This window comes from Methylophaga sp. (assembly GCF_048266885.1).
Classification (GTDB): domain Bacteria; phylum Pseudomonadota; class Gammaproteobacteria; order Nitrosococcales; family Methylophagaceae; genus Methylophaga.
Genome location: NZ_JBLWYR010000020.1, coordinates 1 through 23,525, shown reverse-complemented (window position 1 = coordinate 23,525; position 23,525 = coordinate 1). Strand labels below are relative to the sequence as shown.

Genomic DNA, 23,525 nt, shown 5'->3' with positions numbered 1-23,525 from the left:
CCGTGGGCGGCTTTAGTTGATTTTAAATGATTATCACTGCGTGATCGCAATCAGCTCGATATCAAAAATTAATGTTTCGTTAGGGCCAATCATTTCACCGGCACCTTGTGGACCATAAGCTAAATTACCTGGAATGACAACACGCCATTTGGCACCTTCTTTCATCATTTGTAACACTTCTTGCCAACCTTGGATAACACCGTTAACAGGGAAGGTTGCTGGTTCGCCACGCTGAATAGAGCTATCAAAAACCGTACCGTCAATTAAGGTACCTTCGTAATGTGCGATGACTTTATCTGTGGCTTTTGGAGTGGCGCCATCACCTGCTTCAATGATTTCATATTGCAGACCGCTGTCAGTCGTGACAACACCATCTTTTTTCGCATTTTCTGCCATATAGGCTTTAGACTCAGCTTGTTTTTTGTTCATCATTGCAGCGAGTTCTTGCGATTTTTTCTGTTGGTATTTACCAATGATTTCTTGAGCTGTTGCCTGATCCATCTGTGGTTGACGACCAGCCATCATGTCAGAAACGCCAGCACTAAATGCATCCATTTCCAGCTCTACGCCTTCCATCATCATTTGTTGACCGACTTGTATGCCGAAGATATAGCTGAGTTTTTGTTGTTCTGTATCGAGGGTGGCGTTTTCTGCCATTACATTAGCTCCAAATAAAACGGGAAGGAAAGCGAGATATTTCAGTTTCATGTCTTATGACTCTCAAATTTTAAGTAAAATAATTAGGCTGGCCTAGGGCTTGTTAATCTTTCATATCCACCACTGCTGGAGGCTATTTTTGTGTCCGACAAGGCGGAAAGCACGCCGTGTAGCCTTTTCTACATAAGTGATTGACAACGCAGGCGGCCGCAAAAATAGTCCCAGCCCTTCGGGTTGTGACTGAAAAAGCGCCACCCTGCGTTACTCGTCGCTTATTTAGAATTACTAAAAGGCGCTCCTCGTGCCTTGATTGACGCTTTTTCAGCTCACAACAGAGGCGGAGATGAAAGATCAACAAGCCCTCAAGTTAGAGATATTATCAGCCGCGAAGTTCGCTCAGCGATTGTCTCATATTTTTTAACAGCTTTCAGATTGAATAGCCGACTAATACACTTGGTTATTAAGTCAATTGATACTATAATGGTATCAATTAGGAGGGCGTGAAATGTTACGCATGAGTAAATTGACGGATTACGGCATTGTGCTGATGAGCTACATTGCCGAGCATCGAAGCAAACAGCATAGTGCGCACATGTTATCAGATGCGGTGCATATGCCATTGCCAACGGTGCGAAAAATTTTAAAAGTGTTATCCACTGGTGGGCTTTTGACTTCAGAACGAGGTGCGCAAGGCGGATATACCTTAAGTGGTGATCCCGCCAGTATTTCCGTTGCACAGATTATCACTGCTATTGAAGGGCCGATCGCGCTGACGGAATGTGTGAGCAGTGTTTCTCATTGCGACCAGGAAACCCACTGCACGGTGCAGACCAATTGGAATCAAATCAACAACGCTGTATTTCACGCACTGGATGAGGTCAAGTTAGCCGATATGCTGACACCGACACTTTCAGCACCGCGGACAGTTCAATTTTATCCGCCCAATTATCGGGCAAAAGCAGTTACCTTACAGGATGGTGATCAACATGAATGATCAAACACAACAACTTGAAGCAATTACGCAGAAAGAATACAAAGCCGGGTTTTATACCGATATTGAATCAGACAGTCTGCCGCCGGGTTTAAATGAAGACGTCGTTCGCCAGATCTCGCAGATTAAAGGTGAGCCAGAATTTATGCTGGAATGGCGTTTGAAGGCTTATCGCCACTGGCTAACAATGGATACGCCTGAATGGGCACATGTGCATTACCCGGAAATCGACTATCAGTCAGTCAGTTACTACTCTGCGCCGAAGAAAAAAACTGACGGTCCTAAAAGTCTTGATGAAGTAGATCCGGAATTGCTGCGTACTTACGAAAAACTTGGCGTACCTTTGGACGAACGTGCTCGTTTGGCCGGTGTAGCGGTTGATGCGGTGTTTGATAGTGTTTCAGTATCAAACACTTTCAAAGACAAATTGGCTGAGCAAGGTATTCTGTTTATGCCGATTTCGGAAGCTATTCATGAGCATCCGGAACTGGTTAAAAAATATCTCGGCAGCGTTGTTCCATACAAAGACAACTATTACGCCGCATTAAACTGTGCTGTGTTTACCGATGGTTCATTTGTTTATATTCCGAAAGGTGTGCGTTGCCCGATGGAGTTATCCACCTATTTCCGTATTAACGCGGCAAATACAGGACAATTTGAACGTACCTTAATTATTGCCGATGATGATTCTTATGTGAGTTATCTAGAAGGTTGTACTGCGCCGATGCGTGATGAAAATCAGCTGCATGCGGCCGTGGTGGAATTGGTGGCAATGGACCGTGCTGAAATTAAATACTCCACTGTGCAGAACTGGTATCCCGGTGATGAAAACGGCAAGGGCGGTATTTATAACTTTGTAACCAAACGTGCTGCCTGTCGTGGTGAAAGTTCAAAAGTCTCTTGGACTCAGGTCGAAACTGGCTCAGCCATTACCTGGAAATATCCAAGTGTGGTGTTGCAGGGAGACAACTCAGTCGGTGAGTTTTACTCAGTGGCGGTTACTAATAACATGCAACAAGCTGATACCGGAACCAAGATGATTCATCTGGGCAAAAATACCAGCTCGACCATTATCTCGAAAGGTATTTCAGCTGGTCGTTCATCTAATGCCTATCGTGGCTTGGTTCGTATCGGACCTAATGCCGAGAATGCCCGTAATTACACGGAGTGCGATTCATTATTGATGGGTGATAAATGTGCTGCGCATACCTTTCCTTATATTGAAGTGAAAAATCCAACTGCTCAGGTCGAGCATGAGGCTTCTACTTCAAAAATCAGTGAAGACCAGCTTTTCTATTGCAAACAGCGAGGTCTGGATCTAGAAGACGCAGTCTCGATGATTGTGAATGGTTTCTGTAAACAAGTTATCCGTGAGTTACCGATGGAATTTGCGGTGGAAGCACAGAATCTGCTCGGTTTATCGTTGGAAGGCTCGGTTGGTTAAACGTCGTTCCCTAAAATAACTACATGTTGAGCGGGTCAGGCTGCTCAAACTAAAAAAATGAATAGAGAATAATTATGAAAATGTTGGAAATCAAAAATTTACACGCAAAAATCGAGGGCAAAGAAATTCTGCGTGGTATTAATTTGACGGTCAATGCGGGTGAAGTACATGCCATCATGGGCCCAAATGGCGCAGGAAAAAGCACACTATCTAATGTGTTAACCGGTCGTGAAGGCTATGAAATCACCCAAGGTGAAGTCATATATAAAGGTCAAAACTTGCTAGAACTGGAACCTGAAGAGCGTGCCAGACGCGGCGTGTTTTTGGCTTTTCAATACCCAGTAGAAATTCCTGGTGTCAGCAATATCTATCTGCTTAAAGCGGCGTTAAATGCCATTCGAAAACACCAAGGTCTGGATGAATTGGATGCCATTGATTTCCTGACATTAGTCCGTAGCAAAATGGCGTTGGTCAAAATGGATGAACAGTTTTTGCATCGCAGTGTGAATGAAGGTTTCTCCGGTGGTGAGAAAAAACGTAATGAAATCTTGCAAATGGCCTTACTTGAACCGCAACTTGCCATTATGGATGAAACCGATTCAGGCCTGGATATTGATGCTCTGAAAACCGTTTCGGAGGGGGTTAATGCTCTGCGTAGCCCGGAACGTTCATTTGTAATGATTACCCATTACCAGCGGTTGCTTGATTATATCGTTCCTGATTTTGTCCATGTGTTGTCTGAAGGCCGCATCGTTAAATCAGGTGATAAAGAACTCGCTAAAGAATTGGAAAAATCTGGCTATAGCTGGGTGCATGATGCACCAGAGCCAGAAGGGCAGCCTGCATGAAAGTATTAACAGACATTCATACCGATTTTTCTGCTGTCGCCAACAGCCGTGACATCATGGTGGCTGACAATGCACGATGGAAAACCCTGCGTGAACAAGCTCAGCATCAGTTTGCACGATTGGGATTACCTGGCAGAAAAGAAGAAGACTGGAAATACACCAGCCTTTGGCAGTTTGGTCAGGAGCAGTTTGTTCATCAGGTTTCCCAACCAGGATATGCCGATATTTATGAGCTGAAACTTGTTGAAGATGCCTATCGTCTGGTGATTGTCGATGGTCGTGTGGATTTGACTGCATCATCTATTGATAGGCTACCAGAAGGGCTTACTGTAACGCCGTTATCTCAATCAATTGACCGTGCCAGCGAATTTCTCAATCAACAAATCAACATTGAAAAGCCAGGCTTTAATGCGATGAATACCATGTTGATGAATGAAGGTATTTTCATAGAGGTAGCCGAAAATACCAAGATAAATAAACCGATTGAATTAATCGTGGTAAACAGCGGCCATACGCAACATTACGCAATGCATTTGCGTCATGTCATTGCGCTTGGAAAAGACAGCCAGGCAACTTTTATTGAAACCTATGCTGGCAATGACAAAGCCAATGGTTTGACTGACGTAGTGACTGAAATAAGTCTGGCTGAAAATGCAGAATTATTTCATTACAAACTACAGCGTGAATCACTGGATCATTATCATGTCGCCACCATGGCTGCCTCGCAGAACACTGGCAGTAAATGGCACAACACCAGTATTTCTCTCGGTGCAAAACTTGCTAGAAATGATGTGCACAGTCAATTACTGGGAGAACAATCCCATGTGACGATGAATGGTCTGTATCTGGTAACCGATGAACAGCATGTTGATAATCACACTCGCATTGATCATAGCGTGCCCAATACGACCAGTGAAGAAGTTTACAAAGGCGTATTGGATAAACAAAGTCACGCGGTGTTTAACGGCAAAGTCATTGTGCATAAAGATGCCCAGAAAACGGATGCCAATCAAAGCAACCGCAATTTACTGCTGTCTCGTGGGTGTGAAATTGATACCAAGCCAGAAATGGAAATCTATGCCGATGATGTTAAATGTGGACATGGCAGTGCAGTAGGTCAAATCAATGAAGATCAATTGTTTTTCCTGCGTAGCCGTGGTCTCGATGAAGTCAGTGCTCGTAGCTTGCTGACCTTTGCATTTGCGGTAGACGTGATTGAACGCATTACCAATCAGGAACTCAAACAATCTATTACTCAGGTAATTGAAAAACGTTTACCTAAAGGTGGTGTGCATGAGTAATCTGAACATTAATAGCATCCGTGCAGATTTTCCGATTCTGCATCAGGAGATTAATGGCTATCCATTGGTGTATCTGGATAATGCGGCTACCAGCCAGAAACCACGTCAGGTGATTGATGCAGTCAGTCATTATTATCTGCACGATAATGCCAATATTCATCGTGGTGTACACAAGTTGAGTCAGCGCTCTACAGATATGTATGAATCTGCTCGAGGCAAAGTAAGGCAGTTTTTAAATGCCAATTCCGATAAAGAAATTATCTTTACCCGTGGTGCAACCGAAGCCATTAATCTGGTGGCACAAAGCTTTGTCAGACCAAAGCTGCAAGCTGGTGATGAAATCCTAATCAGCCATCTGGAACATCACGCTAATATCGTGCCTTGGCAGATATTATGTGAACAGACCGGTGCCAAGCTGAAAGTCATTCCAATGACCCAAAGCGGGGAGTTGGATTTAACGCATTTTGAAGACATGCTGACTGAACGCACGAAGATTCTGGCTATCGGCCAGGTCTCCAATGCATTGGGTACGATCAATCCAGTTAAATCAATGACTGAAAAAGCCCATGCGAAAAATATTCCGGTATTAATTGATGGTGCACAGGCTGTTCCACACATGACAGTGAATGTGCAGGATCTGGACTGCGACTTTTATGTTTTCTCCGGCCATAAAATGTTTGCACCCACCGGTATTGGTGCGTTGTATGGACGTGAAGATCTGCTAAATGCCATGCCACCCTATCAAGGTGGTGGCGATATGATCCTTTCGGTGAGTTTTGAAAAAACTATTTATAACGAGTTGCCTGCCAAATTCGAAGCTGGGACACCAAATATCTCCGGCGTTATCGGCCTGGGTGCAGCGATTGATTATATGTGGCAGATCGGTATCGACAATATCGCCGCCCAGGAACATCACTTGCTGGAAATAGCGACACGAAAAATCGAGTCACTGCCTGGCGTCAACATTATTGGCACCGCTGCCGAGAAAGCTGCAGTCATTTCTTTCATGATCGAAGGCGTTCATCCACATGATGTCGGCACTATCTTTGATCAACAAGGTGTGGCTATCCGTACCGGGCATCATTGTGCTCAACCAGTAATGGAGTTTTACGATATTCCGGCCACAGCCCGTGCTTCATTTGCCTTTTATAATTCTGAAGAAGAAGTCGACGCATTGATTAACGCCATACAAAAAACACAGGAGCTTTTTGCCTGATGAGTGATTTAAGAGAGCTTTACCAGCAAGTGATCATGGATCACAACAAACGGCCACGTAATTTTCGTGAGATTGAAAAAGCCAATCATTTGGCTCATGGTAACAATCCGTTGTGTGGCGATAAGCTGGTGGTTTACGTCAAACTCGATGGCGATAAGATTGAAGATGTCAGTTTCAAAGGCAGTGGCTGCGCCATATCCATGGCCTCTGCATCATTGATGACAGAAGCTTTGAAAGGCAAAACCATTGAAGAAGCTCAGGCCATTTACGAGCAGGTACATAAATCCATGACCGGTGAAGAGACTGACCGAAACCTGCTGGGCAAACTGGAAGTGCTTAGTGGTGTTAAAGAGTTTCCGGCACGGGTAAAATGCGCGACTTTATCCTGGCATACCGTGCACGCCGCGATAGATAGCGATCACGATATTTCGATTAGTACTGAGTAATTTATGAACGACAATCAAGTGCAACCTTTTACCGCAGAAGATTTGAAAGAAGATGTGATTGAGATGCTCAAAACAATCTTCGATCCCGAGATCCCGGTCAATATCTATGAGCTTGGATTGATCTATGAGATCGATGTAAGTGAATCCGGAAATGTAGTTATCCAAATGACACTTACCGCACCAGGATGCCCCGTGGCACAGACTTTTCCAGGCGATGTGGAAAACAAGATCAGCAGCATTGATGGTGTAAACAAAGTGCACGTTGAACTGGTCTGGGATCCACCTTGGACACGAGATCAAATGAGCGAAGCTGCTCAATTACAACTGGGTATGTTTTAGGTTTATTCAGATAAGTTTGTCTTTAGCCGGATTCAAGCAAAAAAAAACCGTGGATAGGTCTATCCACGGTTAATCAGATCGCATGACCAATCTGAAGAGGTAACAAACTTTAAGGCTACAGTAAGCAACTATTTCAGGGCATCGCCCTAAGAGAATCTCATTAGCAAGCTGTTGGAGCTAATCATAGTCATCTAAAGCTATGCCGCATATAGGAGGAATTCCTTTTTATTTATCTTGTATTGCAAGCTCTATTACTTTTCAATGTTCATCTGATGTTAAGCAACTTTATATTGATAAAACAACTGCTTAAGTTTGTTTTGTTCGCATTAAACCAACTCCCCCACAAAATCAGGAAAATATCCTATATGGGCTATTTTCCTCTGTGTCTACTATCCACTCTCTAAAGTTAAACTGAGCCGGACGAAATGACCACTGCTGCAATTCCTGTCAAATTACTAAAATCTAAGTTAATGGACCTGCTCGATGAAGTATTAGCCCATGATGGTTTTAGTGATATTCGGATAGAAGTCAAAATTCTTAAACGTGGTCAGAAAGAAGTAATTTTGCATTGTGGTAAGCAATACCGATTTATTGTTGACAACCAAGACTCAAAAGAATCAATAAATTCGAATTAAGTTGATGCTTAAATAATCATTACATTAAATTTGTAACTACAAAAAACAAAACCATAATTTCACTCATTTAATGAAAACCCTTTACGTCTAATCAATTTTAATTGAATAACTTAATTTTGATTTTGTTGAAAAGATTTAAACTCGAGCTCTTATTTATTTGAGAGCTGCTTTAGATAACATATAGCTTTATATTTAGTTATAAATATAACCAAAGTAATCTACCTTCAAAGGCAAATTTGTTATTGTAATTTTATATATAACATAGAGATGAATTCATGAGCTTAAGAGGTTTGATTAACAGCCGAATTTTATTTTCGGTGATCATTATTAGCATTTTCGGTAGCGTGTTGACGATTTGGCAGGCTCGTCAATCCGTTGAGCGAGAAGTAAGTTCTTCATTCAATCTTGCCTTGCAAATGATGGATTTGGGCTTTAGCCATTTATCCCGTACTTCGATGACGGAATATGAATGGTTGCAACAGATCAGCGCCATACAACATACCCGTCATTTGCATATCAGTATTCTCAATGAAGATGGTGAAGAAGTGGAATGGTTTGTTAGCGAAAGCTTTGATGAGGAACTGCCACCTGAATGGTTTGTGCGGGCCGTAAAAACAACTTATCCATCTGCAAACTATGACGTCAAACTCGCTGATGGCAGAGTAAAGCAAATTATTGTTCGGGCTGACCCTTTGGATGAAATTGCTGAAACCTGGGAAGAGTCGACAGCTTATTTCTGGTCAGTGATGACCATGATTGCTGTGATCTTTTTAGCAATTAATTATGTATTTAACTCTATGCTGCAGAATGTCCGAACAATTGTGGTGGGTTTACGTAGAGTAGAGTCGGGACAATACGGACGAAAACTACCACCTTTCAAAATCAGTGAATTTGATGCTATCGCAAGCGAAGTCAATCATCTATCAGATGCCTTAAAAGTAGCCAAAGATAACAACCAGGCTTTAGCCCGACATACCATGCAAATTCAGGAATCAGAACGCCGTAATTTATCTCGTGAACTGCATGATGAAATGGGGCAATCTTTAACCGCGATTAAAGCGATGTCGACAGCTATTCGTCAACCTAGCGCTGAAGTGACAAAAATTTCCGATTCAATTGCAGAAATATGTAACCATTTGGCTGGGGTGGTGCGGTCAATGATGAGAACGCTGCACCCCTTGAGTCTTGCCGATTTGGGATTGGGGGCAACGCTGGCAGATTTGGTCAATGAATGGCGTCGCAGGCATCCTGATTTAGTGGTAAAACTGGATTATGATGACAGACTAGACCAGGTAGCGCATGAGCTGGCAATACATGTTTATCGAATTGCACAAGAGTGTCTTACCAATGTGGTGCGGCATGCTAATGCATCTGAAGTAACCTTACTAATTCGACAAGAGGGTGAACAAAGTTCACCACGTGTGGTGATGCGGATCCGAGATAATGGACAAGGTGGCGAATCGACGGGTCATGGTTTTGGCGTATTGGCAATGCGGGAACGAGTAGAAAATATGGGAGGCCGGTTCAGATTTGAGTCTGAGGCCGGTAAAGGCGTTAGTATAAGCGCATGGATGCCAATCATAGAGAAATCTGAGAATGAATGAAAAGAAGATTAGCGTTTTACTAGTAGATGATCACCAAGTGGTTCGCGCCGGTTTTAGAATGTTACTGGATTCGCAACCGTTTATTGGTGATATCGTCGATGTGGATCGCGGTGAATTAGCTTGTCACGAATATGATCGTAAGCGTCCTGATGTGGTGGTAATGGATTTATCTATGCCCGGTATTGGTGGGTTAGAAACAATACGTCGTCTTAAAAAGCAGGATCCTCAAGCTGTGGTATTGGTCTATAGCATTCATGATGAATCGATTTATGTGGAGCGTGCTATTCAGGCTGGTGCTAAAGGGTATGTCACTAAAAATAGTGCAGCAGAAGTCTTAGCAGAAGCAGTATTAGCCGTGTCACAAGGTAAACGTTATATAGAGCAGGATATTTTGCCAAATATTGATGATTTCAGGCATCCGTCAGACACATTGCATTATGGCCAAGTAGTGGAACTACTATCGCCAAGAGAGTTTGATGTTTTCTGTCTTACTGCTAAAGGCATGACCGCGCATGAAGTCGCTGCAGAGTTACATCTAGGCTATAAAACAGTTGCAAACTACAACACACAGATCAAAAACAAATTGAATGTAAACACCACGGCTGATCTCGCAAACATCGCCGTTGTTTTAGGCATAATCAAACATTAGTCAAAACGGATGATCGATCTTTAATTGTTTGATTGTTAAGGATTTACTTAAAAATCGCATCGCCCCCTTGACTTGTTTTTAAGCTATGCCAATTTTGTCGATCAGATGACAGTATTCGTCTTCATGATAAACAAATTATGGAGGTGTTTAATGACGATTCACCGATACAGACCTTACAGTTTGATGGATGACTTGCAACGTGAAATGTCATCTTTATTGCAAGTGCCTGCAACTGAAACCAATTTCAGTCATAAGGACTGGATACCAACAGTCGACATTCAAGAAAATACAGATAGCTATATTACCCAACCCGATTTACTTGGCGTAAAAGCCGCAGATATTGCAGTGACTGCCTAAAACGGACTGCTGACCATTAAAGGTGTCCGTGATAGTAAAAAAATGAAGAGAAAGATATGTTACAAACGTATTGAGCGCTTTAGTGGTCGTTTTATGCGCCGGTTTACATTGCCTGGAATTACAGATGTTGGGCGTATCAACGCGACTTCACGCGACGGTGTGTTGGTATTAACGACTCCCAAACTGCCTCAGCTTCAACCAAAAAGTATTGAAGTAAATATCCCACAAAAGAAATAATGAATGCTCCAGAAAAAAATCAATTCAGGAGCTTTTTTTGAATATAGGAAAAATTCCTAATATAATTGCATTTGGAGTTAGGGTTAACCTGATCAATTCAGAAAGATAAGCAACATTGCTCTTGCGGGTAGAGAATGGAAGCAGGCTTTTTAACTAAGGAGCAATTATGAAATATACAGCTAAATTATTAACCGCTGCCATTACCATGTCATTATCATCAATGGTATTGGCTGATAACGACAACTATGATCTTGACGATATTCGTGAGTGGAAACTCGTCAAAATGGAAACCTGCATGGATGCGGCGCTTGACACTATTCCCGGCAATGTTCGTAAGCTGGAAATGAAAATGGAAGGTGATGATCCGATTTATGAGTTTGATGTTGAAGCACTAGCTGATGGTAATACTTATAACGTTGAATGCAACGCAGAAGAAGGTTTTGTGACTGAAATTGAACGTGAAGTCGCGGCTGATGATGTAACATTCAAAAAATACGCAAAAATCACCGAATCAGAAGCTCGTCAAACCGCTTTAGATTTCATTCCTGGTGAAGTCGTAGCCAATGAATATGAAATTGGTTATGAAGGCTCAGTGACTTATGAGTTTGATATTGTCAACGCTCATGGCCGTGAATATAAAGTAGATGTTAATGCTGTCACCGGTGAAATTGAAGAAGCCAATATTGAGTTGTATGAAATTGGTATGGAAAAAGAACTGAAACAATAATTGTTCAGTTCAAGCAAAAAAAAAGCCGGCTTAATGCCGGCTTTTTTATGTTTGTAATATCGAAAAGAACTAGATAACAGTTCGTTCTTTTACTTAACCCGCATTCCAGGTTTTGCACCCTCATCGGGATTAAGAATAAACAGATCTTTACCCCCTGGGCCTGCTGCAAGCACCATGCCTTCCGATAAACCGAAGCGCATTTTTCTTGGTGCCAAATTGGCCACCATGACTGTTAATTTGCCGACCAAATCTTCAGGAGCATAAGCCGATTTAATTCCTGCAAAAACCTGTTTTTCTGCCAGCCCGATATCCAGAGTGAGTTTCAGCAGTTTTTCAGCACCTTCGACATGTTCAGCATTAACGATTTTGGCAATGCGTAAGTCAATTTTGGCAAAGTCATCAAACTGAATTTCCTCTGCAATCGGATCAATATTTTCAGTGGATTTTGCGGGTATAGCCGTGGCAGTCATGTTTTCTTTGGATTCCTCGATGATGGCATCAATCTTATCCTGTTCAACACGCGTCATTAGTGGTTTGAACGGTTCAATAGTGTGGCCCAATAATGGTTGGGCTATATCCGTCCAGCTTAACGACTCTATATTCAGGAAGGTTTCGGCCTGTACAGCTGTGCGTGGTAATACCGGCTTCAAATAAGCAATCAGCACTCTGAATAGATTGATGCCCATGCTGCAAACGGCCTGAACTTCAGCATCTTTGCCTTCTTCTTTCGCCAGCACCCAGGGTTTTTGTTCATCGATATACTGATTGGCTTTATCAGCCAGCGCCATGATTTCGCGCATTGCCTGGGCAAACTCGCGATTGTCATAACGTCTGGCAATTGACTCAGATTGATCGGTGAATGCTTTAAATAAGGCTTCATCAGTCAATGAGTCGCTTAATTTTCCATCGAAGCGTTTATGAATAAAACCAGCACAACGGCTGGCAATATTTACAACCTTGCCAACCAGATCGGAATTTATGCGACTCTGGAAATCTTCCAAACTCAGATCGATGTCTTCAATGGTGTTGTTGAGCTTGGCAGCAAAGTAATAGCGCAGATATTCCGGATTCAAATGATTCAGATAAGTGCGGGCTTTGATAAATGTACCTCGCGACTTGGACATCTTTTTGCCATCAACCGTGAGAAAACCGTGAGCATAAACTCGATTCGGTAATCTGAAACCGGCGCCTTTCAACATTGCCGGCCAGAACAGAGCATGGAAATAGATAATATCCTTGCCGATAAAATGCACCATTTCAGTTGGACTGTCAGCCCGCATAAATTCATTAAAATCCACGCCGCTGCGGTCGCAGTAATTTTTGAAACTGGCTAAATAGCCTATCGGTGCATCCATCCACACATAGAAAAACTTGTTTGGTGCATCGGGAATTTCAAAGCCAAAGTAGGGCGCATCACGTGAGATATCCCAATCCTGCAACCCACTGTCAAACCATTCACCGAGTTTGCGGCCAACTTCGGCCTGTAAATGATCGCCCTGAGTCCATTCGCGTAATAATGGTTCGAAGTTACCCAGTTTGAAAAAATAATGTTCTGACTCTTTAGTAATAGGGGTTGCGCCGGAAACCGCAGACACCGGATTTTTTAATTCTGTCGGATCATAGGTCGCACCACAGACTTCGCAGTTATCACCATATTGATCAGCGGCACCGCATTTTGGACATTCACCGCGAATAAACCGATCCGGCAGAAACATTTCTTTTTCCGGATCATAGGCCTGACTGATGGTGCGACTTTCAATATGTCCAGCATCACGATTTGCCAGATAAATCTGGCTGGCCAGTTGGCGGTTTTCTTCGCTGTGAGTACTGTGATAGTTGTCAAAACCAATCGCAAACTCGGCAAAATCGGCCTGATGTTCTTTGCTGACATCGGCAATTAACTGTTCCGGGCTGATGCCCTCATTTTGTGCGCGCAACATGATCGGAGTGCCATGCGCATCATCGGCGCAAACATAATGACATTCGTGGCCTTGCATCTTTTGAAAACGCACCCAGATATCTGTCTGAATATATTCAACAAGATGTCCCAGATGGATAGATCCATTGGCATAGGGAAGTGCGCTGGTGACCAGAATTTTTCGTTGCATAAATAAACCGGAATTAAGCCGTTAGAAAACCGTCAAAGATAACAGATTAACTAGGGTCTGTTAATCTTTCATGGTCTTCATGAAAGGTTAATAAACCTTATCAGACTCTATTTTCAGTAATGTGGCCTGCATGCGTTGAAAAGCCATGACAATTGCTTTAGATTGAGGCTATATCTGCTGTGACGGCAATTCCTAGCATTAAGTGAGCCTGATGGACCTGAATTTACATGACATACATGCTGAGTCAATTGAGCTTGCTCTAGATCGGGCGCGCCAATACCGCTCATTGCTAGAGCCGGAAATTGCCGAAAGTATCTGTTTGGATATCCTCAATATCGAGCCCGAAAATCAGGCGGCATTAGTGGTTTACATTCTGGCGTTAACTGATCAGATTAGTATCAGCGGCAGTCAGTCACCGTTTCAGGACATTGAAGTGGCAATCGCCAAACTCACCAGCGAATATAAACAGATTTATTACACCGGTATTGTGCTGGAACGGCGTGCCCGCTTTATGCTTACACAACCGATGTCACGTGCGTTTGCCTATGACTATTTTATTAAGGCCTTAGAAAGCTATCAGCAGGCTGAGCAAATGCGTCCTGATCATAATGATGAATCCATTCTGCGCTGGAACAGCTGTGTCCGAACCATTCAGCGGGAAAAACTCGAACCGTTGTCGGAGACCGATCAAATTGCAATGAGTCGGGAGAGCTGATGGCACTGTTACAAGTTAAAAAACGCTTTATGGCGATGGCAGGTCTGGTGCTGACTGCTTATCTGATTTTTCATATGCTGAGTAATCTGAGCTTTTTTAGTCCTGAACAATATCAAACGTTTTACGATTTTTATAATCAACCACTCATTCGCTGGTCTTTATGGATTGTTGTGGCAGCCTCGTTACTTCTGCATGTCATTGTTGCCGTACAGATTCGATTGCATAACAGCAAAGCACGAGTTCATCCCTATCAACACCGACAACATCATTTTATTCCAGCCTGGCTGGTAACCATTGTTATCACGCTGATCTTGCTGTTTATTGTCTGGCATATGGTTCAAATGTGGTCATTTGGCGGTGCGGATATGTATGGTCAGACTCTCACCTTATTCAACTCGGTTTCGCAATTAGCCATCTATCTCGGCGGTGTGCTGTTGCTAGGACTGCACTTGCAGCATTCCTTAACCAACGTGCTGCAAACTCTGGGCAAAACCTCAAAACAGTTTTATTGGATCAGCACTGCAATTGTTGTGTTATTGGTGGTGGGATTTGCCATCGTGCCGATAGTGGCCTATTGGAAAGCATAAATGACTGACGAACAACCATTAGACAGCTTTTCCCCGAAAGGTCCGTTGGAACAACGCTGGACCCAGCATAAATACAATCTGCGAGTAGTCAGCCCGGCAAATCGTAAACGTTATCGGGTCATTGTGGTTGGAACCGGACTGGCTGGAGCTTCTGCAGCGGCTTCACTTGCCGAAATGGGGTATCAGGTCAAAACGTTCTGTTTTCAAGATAGTCCGCGCCGGGCACACAGTATTGCTGCTCAGGGCGGTATTAACGCTGCCAAGAATTATCACAATGATGGCGATAGTGTCTGGCGTCTATTTTACGACATGATCAAAGGTGGCGACTTTCGGGCCCGTGAATCCAATGTATTTCGTCTTGCGGAACTGAGTACGTCGATTATTGACCAGGCTGTAGCGCAAGGAGTGCCATTTGCCCGTGAATACAGTGGTTATCTGGCCAATCGTTCGTTTGGTGGTGCGCAGGTGTCCAGAACCTTTTATGCACGTGGTCAAACTGGTCAACAGTTATTACTCGGTGCTTATCAGGCGATGAGCCGGCAGGTTGCTGAAGGGCATATTGAGCATTTTTCTCGCTGTGAAATGCAGGATCTGATCAAAATTGATGGCAAGGCTAAAGGTATCGTGGTTAGGGATTTACTGACCGGAGAATTAAGTTCGCATCTTGCAGATTGTGTGGTGCTTTGCACTGGTGGTTACAGTAACGCTTTTTACCTGTCGACTAATGCCAAAGGCTGTAACACCTCGGCTATCTGGCGGGCGCACAAACACGGAGCATTATTTGCCAATCCCTGTTTTACACAGATACATCCAACCTGCATTCCACAACATGGAGAGTTGCAATCCAAATTGACCTTGATGAGTGAGTCGTTACGTAACGATGGTCGCATCTGGGCACCAAAAAATCCTGCCGATTGTGGGCGCGATCCACGAGAAATTCTAGAACAGGATCGGGATTATTTTCTGGAACGCATGTATCCGGCGTTTGGCAACCTAGTACCGCGCGATATTGCCTCACGAGCGGTCAAACATATATGTGATGACGGACGTGGCGTAGGGCATGAAATTAATGGTCAGAAGCTGGGCGTGTATCTGGATTTCGCTGATGCCATCAAAGAGCAGGGTGCTGATGTTATAAACGAAAAATACGGCAACCTTTTTGATATGTATCAGCGGATTACTTCTGAAGATCCTACCCAACAGCCGATGCGGATTTATCCTGCGGTGCATTACACCATGGGTGGTTTATGGGTGGACTACAATCTGATGACCTCGGTTGATGGACTATTTGCCGGTGGTGAAGCTAACTTTTCTGATCACGGAGCCAATCGACTGGGTGCCAGTGCGTTAATGCAGGGCTTGGCGGATGGGTATTTTATTCTGCCAACAACCGTGTCTGATTACCTTGCTAGGCAAACGCCTTTGGAAGAGAAAGACTATCCCGAAGTGCAGCAGGCTATGAACTATTCGCAATCGCGACTGGATCGACTGCTAAACGCGCCTGAACCAAAACATACACCAGATCATTTTCACCGTCGGCTGGGTAAAATACTATGGGATCACTGCGGCATGGCACGTAATGAATTTGCCTTGAAGCAGGCTATTGACGAAATTCAGCAGCTCCGTGAACAGTTTTGGCGGGAAATCAAAGTCAGCGGCAACAATAAACAGCTGAATCAAACACTGGAAAGAGCTGGCCGTGTGGCCGATTTTATGGAGCTGGGTGAGTTAATGTGTATTGATGCGCTAAGCCGTGAAGAGTCCTGCGGCTGCCATGCTCGGGTAGAGCATCTGACCAGCAACGGTGAAGTACAACGGCGTGATAACGATTTCGGATTCGTATCAGCCTGGCAATATACCGGTGATGTTGTGCAGCCAAAATTAGTCAAAGAGCCGTTGCATTTTGATTTTGTCAGCCCTGGGATACGGAATTACCAATGAATTTTATTCTGCATATATGGCGTCAGGCCACTCCCCATGACGACGGTTTTTTTGAAAAGCATGAGCTGGAAGTGGAAGCTGAATCCTCTTTTCTTGAAATGCTTGATGCCTTGAATGAACGGCTAATTGGTCTTGGAAAAGAGGCGATTGTATTTGATCATGATTGTCGTGAAGGGATCTGCGGCAGTTGCAGTCTGGTGATTAACGGTGAACCGCATGGCCGGCATCAGGCGACCACCACCTGTCAGCAATATATGCGGGATTATCAGGATCAAAACGAATTATGGATTGAACCCTGGCGTGCAACGGCATTTCCAGTAATCAAAGATTTGATGGTAGATCGCAGTGCTTTTGATCGTATCATTCAGGCCGGTGGTTACATCCCTGTCCGAACCGGTGCAGCACCCGAAGCTAATACTCAGCCAGTAGCCAAACCGGTCGCAGACAAAGCATTTGATGCGGCCACCTGCATTGGCTGTGGTGCCTGTGTGGCGGTATGTCCTAATGCCTCAGCTACTTTATTTATTGCCGCTAAAGTCAGTCATTTGAGTAGCCTGCCACAAGGACAGCTGGACAAAAATCGTCCCGCAAAAATGTTAGCCCGTATGGAAGCTGAAGGCTTTGGAAGTTGCAGTAATTACCGGGAATGTGAGCGGGTTTGCCCTAAACAGATCGGTACCGATACCATTAGTAAAATGAATAAACTGTTATATCAGCATTAAATTTAGCAACTTCATGATTAACTAACTACTGAACCTGCTATTCAGGCTGGTTCCGTTACATCACTATACAACTCGCTTAATCCCTCCGGAGTCCTTAGATGGTAGAAGACCTGATCAGCAAACTTGATTCGATTACTGAAAAACGGCGAGTGATATTGTTGTTTTCGGCGGCCGATGAAGCGGCTGTGCAAGAGAACATTTTGCCAAAGTTACCAGAACAACAATGGGATATTCGACTCAACAGCTTTGAATCAGATCGACAATATCAATTTGACGATGACCAATTGGTGATCAGCTATCTCAACGATGAAAGTTTGCGTGATTTAATGTTACAAGCGCGCGAGCAGGAATGGACCATCGGACTGTTACCCCATCCAGAAATGAAACATGCACGCTATGGTTTTGGAATCGCTGCCAGTTTTGACGAAGCGCTCAGCGATATTATGAATAATGAGTCGTCGCAACTGGATTTAATGCTTTGTAATGAGCGACCCGTTTTTAACTCGGTGATTGTCGGGCAGACTTTCACGTTAGTACCAGGAGAGGCGATGGTGGAGCCATTCTGGGCTCGAGTTCGACGTTTCTGGCGTTTGATGCGTAGCTTGAAAGAAGTTCGCTTTACGCCATTCACCATTACCACTCAAAAAGAAAAAGTGATTGAAACAGCGGCCTTCGGAGTCGTAGCGGTTGAGCACGGTCGAAGTTCGGTGTTATCACGTCGTTTTATGCCTGATTCCAATGCCAATGATGGCATGATGCACGCATTGGTATTGGCACCGCGAAGTGTGTTTGAAATGTTACGTTTTCTGTTCGCTTCGTTATTTATGCGTAATATCTGGAGCCGTAACAACCCACCATTTGTCGGGTTTATTAAAAGTAGCCAATTAACACTGGAAACGAATAAGGCTATTAAATATAGCCACGATGAAATGGTTTCCGAAGCACAGCAACTGGATTTCAAAGTTGAGCGGCGCAGCATACGTTTGATTCCTGGCCGCTTATTGGCATTAGCGGATAGCGGTGCTGAGCAAAAAGAGATTGTACGCACCCAGGCCTTGCCTTTGGGAAAAGCCAGAAATGAATTAGTCAGCTATCCGTTGCCATGGATGCATCACGCTGCGCCAGAAGAGTTTAAAGATCTGTTTATGATGATGCGAGAGAGCGCTCGAGCTACTCCTGCCTATTTAACCTTGATGGTGTTATCAACCTTGCTGGCAGCATTTGGTTTGTTTGCCAATGCGATTCCTGTGGTGATTGGTGCAATGATTTTGGCACCATTAATGGGCCCAATAATATCCATGTCACTCGGCACTTTGCGACAAGATGAGTCACTGATGTTGGAAAGTGGCAAAAGTATTGCGATCGGCACTGGGCTCGCACTGCTCTGCGCCATGCTTATTGCCTGGTTTATCCCACTTAATAACATTAATACTGAAATAGCAGCACGTATAAGTCCCACTTTGTTGGATCTAGGGGTGGCAGTGGTCTCTGGGATTGCTGGTGCTTATGCGCATGCCCGTATTGAGGTTGCTAAAAGTCTTGCCGGGGTAGCGATTGCTGTAGCTTTGGTACCACCATTAGCCGTTGCCGGTATTGGCCTTGGCTGGCTCGACTTCACCGTGTTTTTTGGCGCTTTTCTGTTATATCTCACCAACTTGGTCGGTATTATTCTCGCGGCGTTAATTACCTTTATGATTCTTGGTTATAGCCCATTTCATCGTGCTAAGCGTGGATTAATGTTGACCTTGGTTATGGTGGCAATTCTGGCTATTCCATTGGCCATAGGTTTTAACCGAATGGTCGCCGAAAATAACGTATTGCGCCAGTTGGATGGTCAGGAAATTGCTGGCGTTAAATTAGTTGATGTGAATGTCAGACCACGTGATCCGATGATTATTAGTCTAACGATGGTGTCAAAAACAGCAGTAGATGATGAAGTGATGGATAAAGTGAAACAGGAAATTGAACGACGTTTAGGCCAGCCAGTGGTGCTGGAAATTGCTGTCAGAGTGGTTCGATAGAGAATAGCTCAGACACAGATTTCTGTGTCTGAGCTTTCAGTCATTAAGGCTTACGAAAACGTAAAGTCATCCGGTCACTTTCACCAATGGCCTGATATTTTGTTTTATCTTTTTCGTTATCGACTCGTAAATTGGGCGGCAGGGTCCAGACACCATTAGGATGATCTGCTGTGTCAGCCGAATTAGCATTAATTTCAGACTTTTCTTCCAGGATAAAGCCCGCATTTTCTGCCAGTGTAATTACATATTCTTCGGTTAGATAACCACTTTTTTTCATTACGGCTAGCGGTGTGCCCGGCTTGGCCCGGTGATCTGTTACACCAAGAACACCACCGGATTTTAATGCAGCGAAAATGGCTGAAAAAGCCTGATCGGCAAATTCACCCTGCACCCAGTTATGCACATTTCTAAACGTTAAAACAGCATCTACGCTGGCGGGTTCGACAAACTTCCAATTGGTTTCTGGACCGAACTCGGTTAATACCACTTCTCCATATAATTCAGGAGAAGCATCGAGCCAAGCATTATATTCTTGACGTATTGTTTGCCTATAGGCGGATTGGGTCTCGGCTGGAAAGCCTGCTGCTATTAACTTTCCTTCACCTTGTTTTAACCACGGGGCAAGGATTTCGGTATACCAACCTCGTCCCGGCCAGATTTCGACCACTTGCATATCTTGCTTAATGCCAAAAAATTCCAAGCTTTCTGCTGGATGACGATACTCATCACGCTGTTGATTGCTTTCAGCTCGATGAGGACTATCAATAATGCTTTGTAGCGAATCATTTGCGAATACTGAAGAACTACTAAGGGGAAGTAGTGTTAAAAGTAAAGCCTGGGAACAAATACGTGGTAAAGACATAAAATTTTTCCTATTTAAACCGAAGTTAATTCTGTATTTACTGACTGCGTGGTACGCTCAAGGTTGCAAAAAAACGCCACAGCCATTTAGGCTTGGATTTGTCTTCTGGCCGCTTAGCAGGTAGTTTGAATAATATTCCCAAGTTACAGACTCTATGTGAATGTCTGTCGTAAGTGTCCAGTAAAACTCATTGTGATGAAGATATTAAACATATATGTCAGATAACAGCGAAAAACTAAAAATTGCCTTGTTAAATATTCATGGCCTGATTCGAGGACATGATCTGGAACTTGGACGTGATGCCGATACTGGGGGACAGACACTTTATGTATTGGAATTAGCCCAGGCTCTCTCCGAGCAAGAAAGGGTAGGAGAAGTATTATTGATTACTCGACGAGTAGTTGATGAAGAGATATCTCCTGATTACTCGCATCCGGTAGAACAGCTCAATGATAAGTTACGTATTATCAGGATTGATGCGGGTCCTGAACAGTATTTAGCGAAAGAACAAATTTGGGAGCATCTCGATACCTTTGCCGATAATCTGGTCGATTTTTTCCGTAAGCAGGAGTTTTTACCGGATATTTTACATAGCCACTATGCAGATGCCGGCTTGGTTGCATCGCATATTGCTAATCAATTAGGCATTCCACTTATTCATACCGGCCATTCATTAGGCCGGGTCAAACGTCGAAGATTGTTGGCCAGTGGTGTTGATATTGATCAACTGGAACAGCAGTACAAAATGAATCAGCGCATTGAAGCGGAAGAGATTACTTTGGCAACCGCTGAACGAGTGATTACCAGTACCCATCAGGAAATTGAAGAGCAGTACGAGTTGTACGATCATTATCAGCCAGCCCAAATGCGTATCGTACCGCCCGGCACCAATATGCAGCAATTTACACCACCGAAAGGTGTTGAACTGCAAGGCGAATTATTCCAACGAATTACCCAACATCTTGACGCATCACAAAAACCAATGATTCTGGCATTGTCTCGCCCAGATAAACGCAAAAATATTGTCAGTTTGATTGAAGCGTATGGCCAATCAGATGTGTTACAGCAACATGCCAATATTTTGATTATTGCCGGTAATCGTGATGATATCGATGATCTGGAACGTGGCGCGCAGGAAGTGTTTCACGAACTGCTGGTAGCGATTGATCGTTATGATCTATATGGCAAAGTCACTATTCCCAAACATCATCGTCGAGATGAAGTGCCATTGATCTACCGTATTGCTGCAGCCACCAAAGGGGTTTTTGTTAATCCTGCGCTGACTGAACCTTTTGGTCTGACCTTGATTGAAGCTGCGGCCAGTGGTTTACCCATTGTTGCCACTGAAGACGGTGGCCCACGGGATATTATGGCTAATTGCCTAAATGGTGAGTTGATTGATCCCTTAGAAATTTCCAGTATCCGCTCTGCGATAGAAAAACTATTGCTGGATGAGGATTATTGGCAGCAGTGCCAACAAAATGGTCTAAAAGGTGTGACTGAACATTACTCTTGGGAAGCACATGCTAAACGTTATCTGGAAATAATCGAACCTATCGCTGCCCGCACCGAGAAGTTGTTACGTCTTCCAGTAGAACGACGTGAAAGCGGACGTGATGAAAGAGCATTGGTCACGGATCTGGATTTGAATCTGGTTGGCGATGATGAGTCTTTACAAACATTGGTCAATTTGCTGCGTGAACATCGTAAAAGTACTAAGTTTGTTATTGCGACTGGTCGTCGACTTGACCAAGCGTTAAAGTTGATGAAAAAACATCGCATACCAGAGCCGGATATTCTCATTACCAGTAGTGGTAGTGAAATCTATTACGCTCCTAAATTAACGCCGGATACCGCATGGACTAAGCACATAGATCATTTATGGTTACCCCACAGGGTAACCAAATTGCTCGATGATATTCCAGGCCTTGAGCGTCAGCCAAAGTCTGAACAAAGTCAGTTCAAGCTGAGTTATTACATCGACCGTGATCAGGTTGATGTTGAGGATATTAAATCATTGCTGCACCGCGAGGAATTATCGGTTCATGTGCAGCTGGCGTTTGGTCAGTATTTAGATATTCTGCCGCTTAGAGCATCAAAAGGCATGGCGTTAAGATTTGTTGCTGATCGTTGGCAAATGCCGTTAGAACGTATTTGTGTCGCTGGAGGCAGCGGCGCTGATGAAGATATGATGCGAGGTAATACGTTGGCTGTTGTGGTGGCTAACAGGCATCATGAAGAACTGTCGCAACTGGAAGACTTCTCACATATCTATTTTGCACGTAAACCATTCGCTGCAGGAATCATGGAAGCAATTGAGTATTATAATTTTTTCCAAATCACTTCTGATAAAGCCACAGGTTCAAGTTAAATGAGTTCAAAACTACTACTTTGTACCGATATGGATCGCACCGTTATCCCTAATGGAATGCAAGCGGAACATCCTGACGCACGACACCGTTTTCGCAAGTTCTGCCAATCAGATAATGTTTGCCTGGTCTATGTAACCGGTCGGCATCGGCAATTGGTTGAAAAAGCAATTCGTACTTATAGCTTGCCCCAACCGGATTACATTATCAGTGATGTAGGCACCAAGATATTTCAATTCAAGGATAGCCAGTGGCAAGAAGTACAAAGTTGGTGTGACGAGATTGATCAAGACTGGAACGGCAAGTCACATACTGATCTCAAAGCATTGCTAAGCGATATCAAAGATCTACAACTACAAGAATTTAGTAAACAAAATACTCATAAACTGAGTTTTTATCTGCCACTCTATCTTGATAAAGATCACGTCATAGAAGAAGTGCATCGTCATCTGCAAAAGGGCGGCATTAATGCATCCGTTATGTGGAGTATTGATGAGTTAACCAATGTTGGATTATTAGATGTGTTGCCGGAACATGCTACCAAACTGCATGCCATTGAATTTCTGCAAGGCCGGCTCGGTTACGCAGATAATGAAGTGGTATTTGCCGGTGATAGTGGTAATGATATGCCGGTGTTAGCTAGCCCAATACAATCTGTGGTGGTCAATAATGCCTCGGATGAAATAAAAGCCATGGCGCAACAGCTGGTTGCAGAAAAAGGTCATCCACAATCACTTTATATTGCTGTT

At 43.7% G+C, this 23,525-nt stretch carries 23 protein-coding genes; 20 read left to right on the top strand and 3 right to left on the bottom strand.

What is annotated here, in order from left to right:
- Positions 1-33 precede the first annotated feature (33 nt).
- Positions 34-657, bottom strand: coding sequence for an FKBP-type peptidyl-prolyl cis-trans isomerase (locus ACN0V2_RS10575; protein WP_417550779.1), 624 nt, complete (start codon positions 655-657; stop codon positions 34-36).
- Positions 658-1,162: 505 nt separating this feature from the next.
- On the opposite strand from ACN0V2_RS10575, the gene ACN0V2_RS10570 reads away from it, so the two are divergent.
- The 13 genes from ACN0V2_RS10570 (at position 1,163) to ACN0V2_RS10510 (ending at position 11,451) form a co-directional block, all read left to right on the top strand.
- A complete protein-coding gene (locus ACN0V2_RS10570) occupies positions 1,163-1,651 on the top strand; it encodes an SUF system Fe-S cluster assembly regulator (RefSeq protein WP_417550778.1) in 489 nt (162 codons plus the stop codon).
- Complete coding sequence (sufB, locus tag ACN0V2_RS10565) at positions 1,644-3,092, top strand: Fe-S cluster assembly protein SufB (RefSeq protein WP_417550777.1); 1,449 nt, start codon at positions 1,644-1,646, stop codon at positions 3,090-3,092. The genes ACN0V2_RS10570 and sufB overlap by 8 nt, the downstream gene beginning before the upstream one ends.
- 80 nt (positions 3,093-3,172) lie before the next feature.
- A complete protein-coding gene (sufC, locus tag ACN0V2_RS10560; protein ID WP_417550812.1) occupies positions 3,173-3,940 on the top strand; it encodes a Fe-S cluster assembly ATPase SufC in 768 nt (255 codons plus the stop codon).
- Positions 3,937-5,241 carry a Fe-S cluster assembly protein SufD gene (gene sufD / locus ACN0V2_RS10555; protein WP_417550776.1) on the top strand — a complete coding sequence of 435 codons (1,305 nt, stop codon included), beginning with the start codon at positions 3,937-3,939 and terminating at the stop codon, positions 5,239-5,241. Before sufC ends, sufD begins: the two co-directional genes overlap by 4 nt.
- Positions 5,234-6,457, top strand: coding sequence for a SufS family cysteine desulfurase (locus ACN0V2_RS10550; RefSeq protein ID WP_417550775.1), 1,224 nt, complete (start codon positions 5,234-5,236; stop codon positions 6,455-6,457). The genes sufD and ACN0V2_RS10550 overlap by 8 nt, the downstream gene beginning before the upstream one ends.
- Positions 6,457-6,903, top strand: a complete 447-nt coding sequence (sufU, locus tag ACN0V2_RS10545) for a Fe-S cluster assembly sulfur transfer protein SufU (RefSeq protein WP_417550774.1) — start codon at positions 6,457-6,459, stop codon at positions 6,901-6,903. Before ACN0V2_RS10550 ends, sufU begins: the two co-directional genes overlap by 1 nt.
- Positions 6,904-6,906: 3 nt before the next feature.
- On the top strand, positions 6,907-7,242 hold the full coding sequence (locus ACN0V2_RS10540) for an SUF system Fe-S cluster assembly protein (protein WP_417550773.1): 336 nt from the start codon (positions 6,907-6,909) through the stop codon (positions 7,240-7,242).
- A gap of 425 nt (positions 7,243-7,667) precedes the next feature.
- Complete coding sequence (locus ACN0V2_RS10535) at positions 7,668-7,877, top strand: hypothetical protein (protein ID WP_417550772.1); 210 nt, start codon at positions 7,668-7,670, stop codon at positions 7,875-7,877.
- A gap of 275 nt (positions 7,878-8,152) precedes the next feature.
- The gene (locus ACN0V2_RS10530; RefSeq protein ID WP_417550771.1) at positions 8,153-9,481 is read left to right on the top strand and encodes a histidine kinase; all 1,329 of its coding nucleotides are present in this window, start codon (positions 8,153-8,155) and stop codon (positions 9,479-9,481) included.
- Complete coding sequence (locus ACN0V2_RS10525; RefSeq protein WP_417550770.1) at positions 9,474-10,130, top strand: response regulator; 657 nt, start codon at positions 9,474-9,476, stop codon at positions 10,128-10,130. Before ACN0V2_RS10530 ends, ACN0V2_RS10525 begins: the two co-directional genes overlap by 8 nt.
- Before the next feature lie 150 nt (positions 10,131-10,280).
- On the top strand, positions 10,281-10,487 hold the full coding sequence (locus tag ACN0V2_RS10520; protein WP_417550769.1) for a hypothetical protein: 207 nt from the start codon (positions 10,281-10,283) through the stop codon (positions 10,485-10,487).
- Positions 10,488-10,493: 6 nt separating this feature from the next.
- Positions 10,494-10,724 carry an Hsp20/alpha crystallin family protein gene (locus tag ACN0V2_RS10515; protein WP_417550811.1) on the top strand — a complete coding sequence of 77 codons (231 nt, stop codon included), beginning with the start codon at positions 10,494-10,496 and terminating at the stop codon, positions 10,722-10,724.
- 166 nt (positions 10,725-10,890) lie between these two features.
- The gene (locus ACN0V2_RS10510; protein ID WP_417550768.1) at positions 10,891-11,451 is read left to right on the top strand and encodes a PepSY domain-containing protein; all 561 of its coding nucleotides are present in this window, start codon (positions 10,891-10,893) and stop codon (positions 11,449-11,451) included.
- 89 nt (positions 11,452-11,540) lie between these two features.
- Here ACN0V2_RS10510 and metG read toward each other — a convergent pair whose 3' ends face one another.
- Complete coding sequence (gene metG, locus ACN0V2_RS10505) at positions 11,541-13,559, bottom strand: methionine--tRNA ligase (RefSeq protein WP_417550767.1); 2,019 nt, start codon at positions 13,557-13,559, stop codon at positions 11,541-11,543.
- Between the two features lie 211 nt (positions 13,560-13,770).
- Here metG and ACN0V2_RS10500 point away from each other — a divergent pair, with 211 nt between their 5' ends.
- The 5 genes from ACN0V2_RS10500 (at position 13,771) to ACN0V2_RS10480 (ending at position 19,545) form a co-directional block, all read left to right on the top strand.
- Positions 13,771-14,274, top strand: coding sequence for a hypothetical protein (locus ACN0V2_RS10500; protein ID WP_417550766.1), 504 nt, complete (start codon positions 13,771-13,773; stop codon positions 14,272-14,274).
- Positions 14,274-14,861: a succinate dehydrogenase gene (locus tag ACN0V2_RS10495; protein WP_417550765.1), complete on the top strand. Its 588-nt coding sequence runs from the start codon at positions 14,274-14,276 to the stop codon at positions 14,859-14,861. Before ACN0V2_RS10500 ends, ACN0V2_RS10495 begins: the two co-directional genes overlap by 1 nt.
- Positions 14,862-16,802, top strand: coding sequence for a fumarate reductase/succinate dehydrogenase flavoprotein subunit (locus ACN0V2_RS10490; RefSeq protein WP_417550764.1), 1,941 nt, complete (start codon positions 14,862-14,864; stop codon positions 16,800-16,802).
- Positions 16,799-17,524 (top strand): succinate dehydrogenase/fumarate reductase iron-sulfur subunit, encoded by a 726-nt coding sequence (locus ACN0V2_RS10485; RefSeq protein WP_417550763.1) that lies wholly within the window; start codon positions 16,799-16,801, stop codon positions 17,522-17,524. Before ACN0V2_RS10490 ends, ACN0V2_RS10485 begins: the two co-directional genes overlap by 4 nt.
- Before the next feature lie 98 nt (positions 17,525-17,622).
- Positions 17,623-19,545, top strand: coding sequence for a TIGR00341 family protein (locus tag ACN0V2_RS10480; protein WP_417550762.1), 1,923 nt, complete (start codon positions 17,623-17,625; stop codon positions 19,543-19,545).
- Positions 19,546-19,588: 43 nt separating this feature from the next.
- Here ACN0V2_RS10480 and ACN0V2_RS10475 read toward each other — a convergent pair whose 3' ends face one another.
- Positions 19,589-20,407, bottom strand: a complete 819-nt coding sequence (locus ACN0V2_RS10475; protein WP_417550761.1) for a class I SAM-dependent methyltransferase — start codon at positions 20,405-20,407, stop codon at positions 19,589-19,591.
- A 214-nt stretch (positions 20,408-20,621) separates the two neighbouring features.
- On the opposite strand from ACN0V2_RS10475, the gene ACN0V2_RS10470 reads away from it, so the two are divergent.
- Together ACN0V2_RS10470 and ACN0V2_RS10465 are read left to right on the top strand one after the other, a co-directional pair.
- Positions 20,622-22,778 carry an HAD-IIB family hydrolase gene (locus ACN0V2_RS10470; RefSeq protein ID WP_417550760.1) on the top strand — a complete coding sequence of 719 codons (2,157 nt, stop codon included), beginning with the start codon at positions 20,622-20,624 and terminating at the stop codon, positions 22,776-22,778.
- Positions 22,779-23,525, top strand: a 747-nt coding sequence (locus tag ACN0V2_RS10465; RefSeq protein ID WP_417550759.1) for an HAD-IIB family hydrolase, incomplete at its 3' end; no start/stop codon positions are given.

Coding starts and splice junctions, on each gene's coding strand:
- ACN0V2_RS10525 (WP_417550770.1), top strand. CDS start 9,474: ATGAATGAAAAGAAGATTAGCGTTTTACTAGTAGATGATCACCAAGTG.
- ACN0V2_RS10485 (WP_417550763.1), top strand. CDS start 16,799: ATGAATTTTATTCTGCATATATGGCGTCAGGCCACTCCCCATGACGAC.
- ACN0V2_RS10575 (WP_417550779.1), bottom strand. CDS start 657: ATGGCAGAAAACGCCACCCTCGATACAGAACAACAAAAACTCAGCTAT.
- sufC (WP_417550812.1), top strand. CDS start 3,173: ATGTTGGAAATCAAAAATTTACACGCAAAAATCGAGGGCAAAGAAATT.
- ACN0V2_RS10550 (WP_417550775.1), top strand. CDS start 5,234: ATGAGTAATCTGAACATTAATAGCATCCGTGCAGATTTTCCGATTCTG.
- ACN0V2_RS10520 (WP_417550769.1), top strand. CDS start 10,281: ATGACGATTCACCGATACAGACCTTACAGTTTGATGGATGACTTGCAA.
- ACN0V2_RS10470 (WP_417550760.1), top strand. CDS start 20,622: ATGTCAGATAACAGCGAAAAACTAAAAATTGCCTTGTTAAATATTCAT.
- ACN0V2_RS10530 (WP_417550771.1), top strand. CDS start 8,153: ATGAGCTTAAGAGGTTTGATTAACAGCCGAATTTTATTTTCGGTGATC.
- ACN0V2_RS10540 (WP_417550773.1), top strand. CDS start 6,907: ATGAACGACAATCAAGTGCAACCTTTTACCGCAGAAGATTTGAAAGAA.
- ACN0V2_RS10535 (WP_417550772.1), top strand. CDS start 7,668: ATGACCACTGCTGCAATTCCTGTCAAATTACTAAAATCTAAGTTAATG.
- ACN0V2_RS10490 (WP_417550764.1), top strand. CDS start 14,862: ATGACTGACGAACAACCATTAGACAGCTTTTCCCCGAAAGGTCCGTTG.
- ACN0V2_RS10510 (WP_417550768.1), top strand. CDS start 10,891: ATGAAATATACAGCTAAATTATTAACCGCTGCCATTACCATGTCATTA.
- sufU (WP_417550774.1), top strand. CDS start 6,457: ATGAGTGATTTAAGAGAGCTTTACCAGCAAGTGATCATGGATCACAAC.
- ACN0V2_RS10500 (WP_417550766.1), top strand. CDS start 13,771: ATGGACCTGAATTTACATGACATACATGCTGAGTCAATTGAGCTTGCT.
- sufB (WP_417550777.1), top strand. CDS start 1,644: ATGAATGATCAAACACAACAACTTGAAGCAATTACGCAGAAAGAATAC.
- ACN0V2_RS10475 (WP_417550761.1), bottom strand. CDS start 20,407: ATGTCTTTACCACGTATTTGTTCCCAGGCTTTACTTTTAACACTACTT.
- ACN0V2_RS10495 (WP_417550765.1), top strand. CDS start 14,274: ATGGCACTGTTACAAGTTAAAAAACGCTTTATGGCGATGGCAGGTCTG.
- ACN0V2_RS10480 (WP_417550762.1), top strand. CDS start 17,623: ATGGTAGAAGACCTGATCAGCAAACTTGATTCGATTACTGAAAAACGG.
- sufD (WP_417550776.1), top strand. CDS start 3,937: ATGAAAGTATTAACAGACATTCATACCGATTTTTCTGCTGTCGCCAAC.
- metG (WP_417550767.1), bottom strand. CDS start 13,559: ATGCAACGAAAAATTCTGGTCACCAGCGCACTTCCCTATGCCAATGGA.
- ACN0V2_RS10570 (WP_417550778.1), top strand. CDS start 1,163: ATGTTACGCATGAGTAAATTGACGGATTACGGCATTGTGCTGATGAGC.